This window comes from Aminivibrio pyruvatiphilus (genome assembly GCF_004366815.1).
GTDB classification, from domain to species: Bacteria; Synergistota; Synergistia; order Synergistales; family Aminobacteriaceae; genus Aminivibrio; species Aminivibrio pyruvatiphilus.
The window spans coordinates 1-12156 of sequence record NZ_SORI01000014.1 but is presented as its reverse complement, the minus strand read 5'-3'; the positions used below and the strand labels follow the sequence as shown (position 1 = coordinate 12156).

Annotated in this window: 8 protein-coding genes and 1 rRNA gene; 8 read left to right on the top strand and 1 reads right to left on the bottom strand. The window is 61.3% G+C overall.

Going from position 1 to position 12156, the window contains the following annotated elements; translation table 11 throughout:
- Positions 1–6 precede the first annotated feature (6 nt).
- The 6 genes from C8D99_RS10190 (at position 7) to C8D99_RS10165 (ending at position 8887) form a co-directional block, all read left to right on the top strand.
- Positions 7–900 carry a glycine--tRNA ligase subunit alpha gene (locus C8D99_RS10190; protein WP_133958040.1) on the top strand — a complete coding sequence of 298 codons (894 nt, stop codon included), beginning with the start codon at positions 7–9 and terminating at the stop codon, positions 898–900.
- 5 nt (positions 901–905) lie between these two features.
- Entirely contained in the window at positions 906–2972 is a 2067-nt protein-coding gene (gene glyS, locus C8D99_RS10185; protein WP_133958039.1) for a glycine--tRNA ligase subunit beta, read from the top strand.
- A gap of 83 nt (positions 2973–3055) precedes the next feature.
- A complete protein-coding gene (locus C8D99_RS10180) occupies positions 3056–3871 on the top strand; it encodes a pyruvate, water dikinase regulatory protein (RefSeq protein ID WP_338024458.1) in 816 nt (271 codons plus the stop codon).
- Positions 3872–3884: 13 nt separating this feature from the next.
- Entirely contained in the window at positions 3885–4769 is an 885-nt protein-coding gene (locus C8D99_RS10175) for a pyruvate, water dikinase regulatory protein (RefSeq protein ID WP_166670130.1), read from the top strand.
- 2 nt (positions 4770–4771) lie between these two features.
- Positions 4772–7420 carry a pyruvate, phosphate dikinase gene (gene ppdK / locus C8D99_RS10170; protein ID WP_133958037.1) on the top strand — a complete coding sequence of 883 codons (2649 nt, stop codon included), beginning with the start codon at positions 4772–4774 and terminating at the stop codon, positions 7418–7420.
- Positions 7421–7486: 66 nt separating this feature from the next.
- The gene (locus C8D99_RS10165; RefSeq protein WP_133958036.1) at positions 7487–8887 is read left to right on the top strand and encodes a putative PEP-binding protein; all 1401 of its coding nucleotides are present in this window, start codon (positions 7487–7489) and stop codon (positions 8885–8887) included.
- Positions 8888–9525: 638 nt separating this feature from the next.
- Here C8D99_RS10165 and C8D99_RS10160 read toward each other — a convergent pair.
- The gene (locus tag C8D99_RS10160; protein WP_243833894.1) at positions 9526–11721 is read right to left on the bottom strand and encodes a transglycosylase domain-containing protein; all 2196 of its coding nucleotides are present in this window, start codon (positions 11719–11721) and stop codon (positions 9526–9528) included.
- Positions 11722–11734: 13 nt separating this feature from the next.
- On the opposite strand from C8D99_RS10160, the gene C8D99_RS15435 reads away from it, so the two are divergent.
- Entirely contained in the window at positions 11735–12016 is a 282-nt protein-coding gene (locus C8D99_RS15435; protein WP_208321156.1) for a hypothetical protein, read from the top strand.
- Positions 12017–12062: 46 nt separating this feature from the next.
- Positions 12063–12156 (top strand): 16S ribosomal RNA (locus C8D99_RS10155); the annotation flags it as partial.

The following is a 12156-nucleotide window of genomic DNA, read 5'->3' as shown; positions in this document are numbered from 1 at the left end:
TTACGCGTGAATTTCCAGGAAATCATCTTTCGCCTCGAACGGTTCTGGGCGGAGCAGGGATGTGTCGTCCAGCAGCCCTACGACATAGAGGTCGGGGCGGGCACCATGAACCCCGCCACATGCCTCCGGGTCCTCGGCCCCGAGCCGTGGAGGGTGGGCTACGTGGAGCCGTCCCGCAGACCCGCCGACGGCAGGTACGGCGAAAACCCCAACCGCCTGCAGCACTACTACCAGTACCAGGTCATCATCAAGCCCGCCCCCGCCAACATCATCGACCTCTATCTCCAGAGCCTCGCCGCCCTGGGCATCGAGCCCGCCGCCCACGACATCCGGTTCGTGGAGGACGACTGGGAATCCCCCACCGTGGGGGCCTGGGGTCTCGGCTGGGAAGTCTGGCTCGACGGCATGGAGGTCACCCAGTTCACCTACTTCCAGCAGGTGGGCGGCATCGACATGGACCTGGTGCCCGCCGAGATCACCTACGGCATCGAGCGCATCGCCATGTTCGTCCAGAAGGTGGAGAACGTCTACGACCTCCAGTGGGTGGAAGATGTGAAATACGGCGACATTCACCACAAGGGAGAAGTGGAATACTCCCACTACAACTTCGAGATCGCCGACACGAAGATGCTCTTCCAGCTCTTCGGCATGTACGAGGCCGAGGCCGTGCGCATCCTGGACAAGGGTTTCGTCCTTCCCGCCTACGACTACGTCCTGAAATGCTCCCACACCTTCAATCTTCTTGACGCCAGGAACGCCATCAGCGTCACCGAGCGGACGGGGTACATCGGCAGGATCAGGATGCTCGCGGGCAAGTGCTGCGCCGCCTACGCCGCCCAGAGGCGCGCCATGGGCCATCCCTTCCGCGGAAAATTCGGCCCCGAATCGGCCAGGAGGTAATCGCCATGGTACTGAAAAACATCCTTCTCGAAATCGGAACCGAAGAAATCCCATCCCGTTTCCTGCCGGACACCCTCGAATTCCTCGAGAAGACCGCCAGGGACGACCTGGCCTCCGCCCGGATAGCCTTCAAGAGCCTTTCCGTCTTCGCCACGCCCCGCAGGATAGCCCTCCTCGTGCGTGACGCCGACGAACGGCAGAGCGACCTGGTCAACACCTTCAAGGGGCCGGCATGGAACGCCGCCTTCGACGTCAACGGCAACCCCACCAGGGCGGCCCACGGCTTCGCCAAGAGCCGGGGGGTCTCCATCGAACAGCTTACTCCCACGGAAGTGGACGGCGTGCGCTATGCCTGCGCCGAGGTCTCCGAGCCCGGGGGCAGGAGCATCGACATGCTCCCGGAGCTCCTTCCCGCCCTCATCAGGAAGCTCGTCTTCCCCAAGAACATGTACTGGGACGACCCCACGGTCCGCTTCGCCAGGCCCATCCGGTGGATCCTCGCCATGGCTGACCGGGAAGTCATCCCCTTCGAATACGGCGGAATCAGGAGCGGAAACTCCACGGTGGGGCACCGCTTCATGGGTGCCCGGAACATCGTCATCGGTGACGCGGCCGACTTCATGGACAAGCTCTACGACAACTACGTCATCCTCGACCAGGACAAGCGCCGCCAGAAGATGCTCGCCGGCATCGCCTCCCTTGAGAAGGACCTGGACGGCTCCGTGGAGCTCGACCCCGAGGTCATCAACGAAAACCTTTACCTGGTGGAGTATCCCGTGCCCTTCTTCGGGTCCTTCAGCAGGAAGTACCTTGAAATGCCCGAAGAAGTGCTCACCACCTCCATGAAAAAGAACCAGAAGTACTTCTCCGTCCGGGGGAAAAACGGGAAGCTCCTTCCCTACTTCGTGGGCGTGAGCAACAACCTGGCCTCCAACATGGCGGTGGTCCGGGAGGGCAACGAGCGGGTCCTCAGGGCCCGCCTCGAGGACGCCGCCTTCTTCTGGGGCGAAGACCTCAGAAATCCGCTCGCCGCCAACGTGGAACGTCTCAAGAACATCGTCTACCAGGAGAAGCTCGGCTCTCTCCACGACAAGATCATGACCACCAGGGAGCTGGCTCTCTGGCTCTGCGGCGAAATGGCCATGAACGACCTCGTTCCCGTGGTGGACCGCGCGGCGTTCCTCGCCAAGGCCGACCTTGTCACCAACATGGTTTACGAATTTCCCGAACTCCAGGGGCTCATGGGCAGGGAGTACGCCCTCCGAAACGGCGAGCCCGAAAAAGTGGCCCGGGCGCTCTATGACCAGTATCTCCCCAAGGCCGCGGGCAGCGAACTTCCCGGAGAGGTGCCGGGAGCCATCCTCGGCCTCGCCGAACGGACCCACGTCATCGTGAGCTGCCACAAGGTAGGCCTCGAGCCCAGCGGCTCCCAGGATCCCTACGGTCTCCGCCGGGCCGCCCGGTGCATCAACGAGATCATCTGGGGCCTCAGGCTTGACGTGGACGTTTCCAGGCTGGCGGAGCAGTCCATGAAGCTCCTGTCAGCCTCGCCCGGGACGGGGGAAAAGGTCCTGGCCTTCCTTTCCCAGCGGCTGCTCATGCAGGTCAAGGAAAAGGGATTCGGCCACGAGCTCACATCACTGGCAATATCCGTCACGGGACACAGGCCCCTCCAGGTCCTGCGGTTCCTGGACGTATTCTCGAAGCTCCAGGGGGTGGAATGGTTCTCCAACCTGGTCACCTCGGCGGTGCGGGTGCGGAACATCATCTCCAAGAGCGGGGGAGAGGCGGGAACAGTGGACCCGGCCCTCTTCGCCAGGGACGCGGAGACCGCCCTCCACGGCGAAATCCGGAGAGTGCTTCCCCTCGTTGACGGGGCCATGGAAAAACAGGACTGGAACGGTCTCGCGGGATATCTCGCGGAACTGTCGCCCTTCGTCACGGCCTTCTTTGACGATGTTCTTGTCATGGATCCCGATGAAAAGATAAAAAACAACCGCATAGCCCTCCTTTCCATGTGCAGCGCCCTCTTCCTCAAGGTGGGGGACGTGGGGGTGCTCAAAGGAGCCTGACGAAATGCCCGGGGATTCCGGAGGAGACACTTTTCAGCCGGAATCCCCTTCGGCCAAGCGAACCATTACCGAACCAAAGGAGAGTGGACGCCCTGGAAACCCTGACCCTTTTTATCGTTTCCGATTCCACCGGCGAGACGGCGGAGCACGTGGCCCTCGCCGCCATCAGCCAGTTCGACACCGATTTCTCGAAGATCGTCCGGTACCGGTACGTGGAGGGATCCGGAAAGATTGACGAGGTCGTGTCCCGGGCGGCCGCCGTCCCTTCCATCGTGGTCTGCACCCTGGTGGACCGGCAGACCCGCTCCGTCTTCGCCGAGAAAACCGCCGCCGCGGGAATTCCCTTTGTGGACCTTCTCGGCCCCATGGTGGACGCCCTGGAGATGCGGCTTGGCAGAAAACCCCTCCAGGCGCCGGGACTGCTCCGGAAGCTGGACGAAGACTACTTCCAGAAGATCAAGGCCGTGGAATTCGCCATCCAGTGCGACGACGGCCGGAGCACCGAATCCCTGCCCGAGGCTGACCTGGTCATCCTCGGCGTCTCCAGGACGGGAAAGACCCCCCTCTCCATGTACATCGCCAACAAAGGCTTCAAGGCCGCCAACATCCCCCTCATCCCCGAGGTGGATCCCCCGGAGATCATCAGGAAAGTACCATCGTCCAAGATAGTGGGCCTCATCATCTCGGCTGAAAGGCTCATCCAGATCCGGCAGGAGAGGCTCCGGCTCCTCGGTCTCGAACCGTCGGCTTCCGCCTACGCCACCAGGGAGCGGGTGGATCGGGAGCTGCAGGCCGCCACCGACTATCTCAAGTCCCTTGGCGCACGCATCTACGATGTGACCGACAGGGCCGTGGAAGAGACTGCCCAGGAGATCCTGGATTTCCTCAGGGCCCGCTGAGAAGGGAAGGCTGGTGGTCACCTTCGGTGAACGACGGAACGGATTTTCTTTCCCCGACGGGGAAAACGTGGATCTTTTCGTTCTCTCGGACTGCCTCTCCGAGGTTGCCGAGGCCTGCGCGTCATGGATCACCCGCCGCTTCGGCAAGACGGGCATCGAAATAACCCGCTTCGGCTCCCTGACAGGAGAGGACAAAATCCGCGAGGCCCTGGACGAAGCCTCCCGGACAGGCGCCGTGGTGCTTCATTGCTTTCTTTCCGGAGAATACCGCCGGCTCGTGAAGGAAACCTGCCTCGGTCAGGGCACCGACGAGTACGATGCCTTCTCCCCCGTGCTCACGGGGCTTGAGACGGCGGCAGGCCAGGGGCCGAAAGAAGACCGGGCTCTCCTGCACCCCATGGACAGGGAGTATTTCCGGCGTGTCCGGGCCGTGGAGTATACCATCGCCGCCGACGACGGCGGGAACCCCTCCATCCTCAAGGAGGCGGACGTGGTCATCGTGGGCATATCGAGAACGGGGAAATCCCCCTTGTGCATGTACCTTGCCCACAGGGGCATCATGGCGGCCAACGTGCCCCTCGTTCCCGGCATCGAGCCCCCTCCGCAGCTCTTCCGCATTCCCCGGACGCGGATCGTGGGCCTCACGAGATCGCCCGTATCCCTGGGGGAAATCCGCACCAGGCGCATGTCCATGATGGGGTTGCCCCCGGAAGAAAGTTTGTATGTACGTTCTGAAGAAATTATGAGGGAAATCGATTACGCTTCGGGTATAATGGAAAATCTCGGCATTGTGATTTTCGATGTCACGAAACGGGCTATAGAGGAAACGGCCCATGAAATACTTGCCCTGCTCGCCGGGGCGACGGAGAGACATTCATTCCATGGAGGTGCGAAATAGAGATGAACGCAGAGAAGTACGTGTACAGTTTCAGAGAAGGCAACGCGGAGATGAAAAATCTCCTGGGAGGCAAGGGAGCCAACCTGGCCCAGATGGTCCAGTACGGCCTTCCCGTTCCCCAGGGGTTCATTCTGACCACCCACGCCTGCCTCGAATACGGCAAGGACGAGAAGTTCCTTGACGGCATCTGGGGCGATGTCGTTGCCGCCATGAATGCCCTTGAGAAAGAAACGGGCAAGACCTTCGGCTCGGGGGAGAACCCCCTGCTGGTCTCGGTCCGTTCCGGAGCCCCCGTCTCCATGCCCGGAATGATGGACACGGTGCTCAACCTCGGCCTCAACGACGAATCGGTGGAATCCCTGGCCAGGGCCTCCAGTGACAGGCGCTTTGCCTTCGACAGCTACCGCCGCTTCATCCAGATGTACGGCAACGTGGTCCACGGAGTCAACGGAGACGCCTTCGAAGAAGTGCTGGAGCACGCCAAGAAAACCCTCGGCGTAACCTTCGACAACGAGATCCCCGAGAAAGACCTCGTGGAGGTGGTCGCGAAGTTCAAGGAGATCTTCAAAAAGTCAGCCGGGTTCGACTTCCCCTCCGACCCCTGGCAGCAGCTCCGCAACGCCGTCGTGGCGGTCTTCAGAAGCTGGGGCAACCCCAGGGCCGTCACCTACAGGAAGCTCCACAAAATTCCCGACACCTACGGAACGGCGGTCAACATCGTCTCCATGGTCTACGGCAACCTGGGCGACGACTGCGGCACCGGCGTGTGCTTCACCCGGAACCCCTCCGACGGAACGAAGGAGCTCTACGGCGAATTCCTCGTCAACGCCCAGGGTGAGGACGTGGTGGCCGGCATCAGGACGCCCCTTCCCATCGCCCAGCTCAAGGACGCCATGCCCGCCATCTACGACGAACTTTTCGAGATTACCACCAACCTCGAGAAGGCCTACAAGGACATGCAGGACATCGAGTTCACCATCGAGCGCAACAAGCTCTACATCCTCCAGACCCGGAACGGCAAGCGCTCCGCCGGGGCGGCAGTCAAGATCGCCGTGGACATGGTGAACGAAGGCCTCATCGACAAGAAAACCGCCGTCGGCAGGGTCTCCCCCGAGCAGGTTGAAATGCTCCTGCACCGGCAGGTCGACCCCAAGGCGGAGAATGAAGTGCTCGCCAAGGGACTTCCCGCTTCCCCCGGCGCCGGCGTGGGCATCGTCTGCTTCGACGCCGACGACGCCGTCGAACTGGCCAAGTCCGGCAAGAAAGTCATCCTTGCCAGGCCCGAGACCTGCCCCGACGACATCCACGGCCTTTTCGCCGCCGAGGCCATCGTCACCAGCCGCGGAGGCATGACCAGCCACGCCGCCGTGGTCGCCCGCGGACTCGGCAAGCCCTGCGTCAGCGGATGTGAGGACATCCTCATCGACCTCAACAAGGAGACCATCTCCAAGGGCGACAGGGTCGTCCGCAAGGGAGACACCATCACCGTGGACGGCAGCACCGGCCGGGTTCTCATCGGCGGCGCCCCCCTCAAGGAGGCTTCCTTCAGCGAAGACTTCAAGACCGTCCTCTCCTGGTCCGACGAATTTGCCCGCCTCCAGGTCTGGGCCAACGGCGACACCCCCGAGGACGCCCGGCGCGCCCGGTCCTTCGGCGCCAAGGGCATCGGCCTCTGCCGCACCGAGCACATGTTCATGGCCGCCGACCGCCTTCCCGTCATGCAGCGCCTCGTGGTGGCCGACAGCTACGAGGAGCGGGTCAAGGCCCTCGATGAGCTCAAGGTCATGCAGAAGGAAGACTTCTACGGCATCCTGAAGGAAATGCAGGGCCTTCCCGTCATCATCCGCCTCCTCGACCCGCCCCTCCACGAGTTCATGCCCAAGGAGAGGGACCTCGAGGAAGAGCTCGCCGAACTCGTTGCCGCCGGAAAGGAACACTCTCCCGAGGCCGACGGCGTCCGCAAGGTCATGGCCAAGGTGGAATCCCTCAAGGAGTCCAACCCCATGCTCGGCTTCCGGGGCTGCCGCCTCGGCATCGTCTACCCCGAAATCTCCGCCATGCAGGCCAGCGCCATCTTCGAGGCCGTCCTGCAGCTTGTGGACGAGGGCATCGACATTCATCCCGAAATCATGATCCCCCTTGTGGGCGTGAAGACCGAGATGGAGTTCTTCAGAAAGCAGATCGACGAAATCGCCAAGGACTACATGGAAAAGTCCGGCAAGAAGTTCAGCTACCTCGTGGGCACCATGATCGAAGTACCCCACGCAGCCTTCGTGGCCGATCAGATCGCCGAGCACGCCGAATTCTTCAGCTTCGGCACCAACGACCTCACCCAGACCACCTTCGGATACTCCCGCGACGACGCCGAGGGCAAATTCCTCGGTCACTACGAGGACAAGGGCATTCTCCCCGTCAACCCCTTCCACGAGCTCGACCGGGACGGCGTGGGCGCCCTCATGGAGATCGCCGTGGAAAAGGGACGGAAAGTCAATCCCAAGCTTTCCATCGGCATCTGCGGCGAGCACGGAGGCAACCCCTCCAGCATCGCCTTCTGTCATGCCGTGGGCCTCAACTACGTGAGCTGCTCGCCCTTCAGGGTCCCCGTGGCCCGGATCTCCGCCGCCCACGCGGCCATGGGCAAAATCAGCTAGAACTGAAGAAGATCCACCGCGCCGGGTGTACACCCGGCGCGGATCTTTCTGAAAGGACCTGAGATCATGACAAAGAACGGGAAGCACGAGAACTCGTCCCCTGCTCCGGTAACTCCCGAGCGGAAGCTTCTCTGCAGGGGCCTCGCCGCCTCTCCCGGCCTCGCCGCCGGAAAGGTCGTCCTTGTTCCCGGATCAGCCGATGCGGTGAAGATCACCGACGGCGACATCCTCGTGACCACCATGACCACGCCGGACATGATCCCCGCGCTCCGAAAAGCCGGAGCCGTCGTCACCGACGAAGGCGGCCGCACGTGCCACGCCGCCATACTCTCCCGGGAGCTCGGAATACCCTGCATAGTGGGCGCCAGGAACGCCACCGAAGTCCTCGCCGAAGGACAGAACGTGGTAGTGGACGCAACCCGGGGAGTTGTCTTCCAGGGAGAAGAGCGCACAGCTCCTTCGCTTGTCTCCGCCGTTTCGGCCCTCCCGGCCGCGTCGCCCCGTACGGCGGCACAGGGGCAACCCGCCGCCTCCCCGATTCCCCAGAGCGTCACGGCAACAAAAATACTTATCAACCTTGAAGGCCCGGCCTCGGTGGAGCGGTGCTCAGTCCTGCCGGCCGACGGTGTCGGCCTTCTCAGAACCGAATTCATCTTCACCGGCGACATCGGCATCCACCCCATCTACCTCGTCCGGACGAAACAGGAAACCCTCTTCGTGGACAAGCTCGCCGAAGGCATAGCCGCCGTCGCCTCGGGATTCTCTCCAAGACCTGTGCTCATGCGCTTCAGCGACTTCCGGACCAACGACTTCCGCAAGCTCCGGGGCGGTCAGGACTTGGAACCCCTTGAATCCAATCCCATGCTCGGCTGGAGGGGAGCGTCCCGGTATGTCTCCCCCGATTACGAACAGGGCTTCCGCCTCGAATGCCGCGCCGTGAAGAAAGTCCGGGATTACTTCGGCCTCACCAACCTCTCCGTCATCATACCCTTTGTCCGGACCCTCCGGGAAATGGAGCAGGTCAGGGCCATCCTCGAGTCCGAGGGGCTTGTCTCCGGCCCGTCCTTCAAGGTCTGGCTCATGGTGGAAGTGCCTTCGGTCGTACTGCAGGCCGACCGGTTCGCCTCCCTCTGCGACGGCTTCACCATCGGAAGCAACGACCTCACCCAGCTTATCCTCGGCGTGGACAGGGACTCGGGCAAGCTCGGCGCCATGGGCTACTTCGACGAACGGCACCCCTCCGTCCTGGAGGCCATATCCATGACCGTCCGGGCGGCCCGGAAAGCGGGCATACCGTGCTCCATCTGCGGCGAAGGCCCGTCCGTCTTCCCCGACTTCGCGGAGAAACTCGTCGCCATGGGCATGGACAGCATCAGCGTCAACCCCGACGCCCTGGACTACACACGGCGCATCGTCGCCTCGGCGGAGCAGAAAATCATCCTCGACGGCATACGGGGCGGGATGTAGGGGGGAAGAATTGTCATTCCGGGGAGCGATCGCGGTCGCGCAAGTTTGCCCTTGCCTGTCATCCTGAACGAAGTGATCGCGATCGCGCAGCATCCAGAGCGCAGCGGAGGAAGCATCCCCGAAGGGGGAGGATCTCGCTTTTGCTGTCATCCTGAGCGGAGCGATCGCGTCCCCGGAGGGGAAGGATCTGCTCTTGATTCTGAAAGTCCTCAAACCGAGATCCTTCGGGCAAAACCCGCCCTCAGGATGACAAAAAAGCTTGTCATCCTGAGCGGAGCGATCGCGAAGCATCCCCGAAGGGGGAGGATCTGCCTTGGGTTTGCCCTTGCTTGTCATCCCGAGTGAGCGAAGCGACCGAGGGATCTGACTTTGATCCTGAATTACCCAACCCCGAGATCCTTCGGGCAAAACCCGCCCTCAGGATGACAAAAAAGCTTGTCATCCTGAGCGGAGCGATCGCGTCCCCGAAGGGGGAGGAATCTCGTTTTTGTCTTTTGTCCGGAAGAACTCTTTTTGATTCCATGAGCTCCCGGAACAAAGCAAAAACAGATCCTTCACTTCGTTCAGGATGACAGAATCTCAACTTTTTCTCAAACAACCGGGGGCCCCGAAAGGGGCCCCCGGTTCTCTTCCAGCCGTCAATTCGTAATCCCGTACTGCTTCAGCAGCTTCTGGTACTTATCCTCCACGGAATCCGCGGGGTTCGGGTCCTTGTACGCCATGTCCGAAGGCGCTACCGCCTCGGAAGGCCCTGTCGGCTTGCTCACCTTCACAGGCCCCGTCTCGGGAGGAGGTCCCGCTGTCCCCGCGTCGGCGTACTGACCCGAAGACGCATAGGTCTCGCTGTCGTTGTGAACCAGTATCAGCCTCGGAGCGTTCGGATCCTGGGAACTGGCGTACATGTCGCCGCCGTGGATGGGGCAGTTCGTCTGGGGGGCGGCGTTCTTCCGCATGAAAATGGTCACCGCCGAACACCCGCTGATCGCCCGGAATCCGGACGTCCGGCAGATCTTGACGCTCTCCACGTCCGCATCTTCCGGAACGGAGAACTGCAGCGGCAGATTCCGGCCCTTCACGGCCTCTTCAACAAATGCCTTCCAGACCGGCGCGGCGATGACTCCACCCGTGGCGCCTTTCTTGGCCAGGGGCTTGTGGTCGTCGTTTCCGGCGTACACCACCGCCGTCAGACCAGGAACGCCGCCCAGGAACCAGGCGTCGCTGTAATCATTCGTCGTGCCCGTCTTGCCGAAAGTCTCCCTGTCCTTCAGCAGGGCCCGGGTGCCCGTTCCGGACCGCACGGCGTCGATCAGCATGGACCGGACCGTCACCGCCGTCTCGGGAGAGATCCCCGGGGTTGAAAAGGGGCTCCGGGATTCAAGCACATCGCCGTTCCCCGACCGGATCTCCCGTATCATCAGGGGCGTTACCGTCTTTCCGTTGTTGGCGAAGGCGGAGAACACCACCGCCATCTCCAGGGGGGTGATGCTCGCCGTTCCAAGGGCAAGGGAAAGATCGGCGGGCACGTGGGGCGACGTGATCCCCATGTTCCGCGCCGTGGTCAGGATATTCCGTGCTCCCACATAGTCGATCAGCCGCACCGCCACAGTGTTTATCGAATGAATCAGCGCGTATTCGAGGGTCACCTCGCCGCTGAACTTGCCGCTGTAATTCTCCGGAGCCCACACCGTCATGTTCGGCCCCTTCTTTTCGTACTCGATCTTCATGTCAAGAAAGTGGTCCGTCGGCAGGAGCCCTGATTCGAAGGCCGAGGCGAACACGACGGGCTTGAAGCCCGATCCAGGCTGGCGGAAGGCCTGGGTCGCCCGGTTGAACTTGCTCACGGCAAAATCGTGCCCTCCCACCATGGCCAGCACTTCTCCCGTCTCCGGGTCCATGCCCACGATGGCTCCCTGGCTCTTCAGCCCCTTCATGGCCTTTTCCGCGGCCTCCTGCATCTTCAGGTCCAGGGTGGTGTGGATCTCCATGCCCCCCGAGTAGACCAGGTCCGGCCCGTACTTCGGAAGCAGTTCGTTGAACAGCAGGTGGGCAACGAAATAGGGAGCCCTGTTGAACTCCTGCACCTTGTTGGGAACATGCTTGAATTCCAGCTCGGCCGCGAAGGCCTCGTCACGCTCTTTTTCATTGAGCCAGCCCAGGGTAAGCAGCCTGTCCAGCACGTACTTCTGCCGGACCTTCGAGCTTTCGAAGTTCGAAAGGGGGCTGTATCTTCCCGGAGCCGCTATCAGACCTGCCAGTATGGCAGCTTCAGGGAGGGTGATTTCGGATGACGGCTTCCCGAAGTACGTTCTGGCCGCTGTATCCACTCCCCAGGCGCCGTGGCCGAAGTAAATCGTATTCAGGTACATCTCCATGATCCGGTCCTTGGTAAATAGCTGTTCCATCCGTACGGTAAGAATGGCCTCTTTGGCTTTGCGTTCAAAAGTACGTTCCTGGCTGAGGAATAGGTTTCTGGCAAGCTGCTGGGTGATGGTGCTTCCCCCCTGCCTGACCCCCCGGTTTGAAAGGTTTTCAATAAAAGCCCGGGCAATGGAAAGAAGGCGGATCCCTCCGTGCTGATAGAAGGATGAGTCCTCCGCAGCCAGGGTGGCCTTGATGATCCACGGAGAAATGTTTCTCAGCTCCACCGGCTGCCGGTTCTCCGTGAACAGCCGGGCGACGGGCTCTCCGTTCCGGTCGTAGATCACGCTTGCCACGTTCGCCTTGTGGGCCAGCATCTCCGTGGCAGTGGGCAGATCCTCGGAAATATCCCTCAGGTACAGGGCCACAAAAACCGAAACAGCCGCTCCGGCCAGAAGAAACAGGAAAAAGAACACAAGGAAAATCGACTTGAGAAGGGATCTTCTCTTCGGCGGTTTTCCGTTCCGTCGTGCCGGAGACGACGGATCTCTCTCGGAAGATGAGCTTGATACACGGGCCATGACGTTCCTCCTTGCAAACAGAAAACATCCCCTCGGGGACGCATCAGAATCAGTTCACATCCTGTTCTGCCTGATTATACCATCCCTCCGGAAAAATTTTTTCGCCGAAATTGAAAAAGGGGGCTTGTCAAACCTTTTTGGGCGTGGTATATTCTTCGCCGTTGCCTCACGGGGCGACGCCGGAACTTGAAAAAAGAATACAGTGCATAAAGATGCAAGCGAAGTCCTGCAATAAATTATTTGAGAGTTTGATCCTGGCTCAGGACGAACGCTGGCGGCGTGCTTAACACATGCAAGTTGAACGGTATGACATGGAAGCTTGCTGAAGTG

What these genes read in the sequence shown, in the direction of transcription:
- glyS (WP_133958039.1), top strand. Translation starts at nt 906, where the DNA reads ATGGTACTGAAAAACATCCTTCTCGAAATCGGAACCGAAGAAATCCCA.
- ppdK (WP_133958037.1), top strand. Translation starts at nt 4,772, where the DNA reads ATGAACGCAGAGAAGTACGTGTACAGTTTCAGAGAAGGCAACGCGGAG.
- C8D99_RS10165 (WP_133958036.1), top strand. Translation starts at nt 7,487, where the DNA reads ATGACAAAGAACGGGAAGCACGAGAACTCGTCCCCTGCTCCGGTAACT.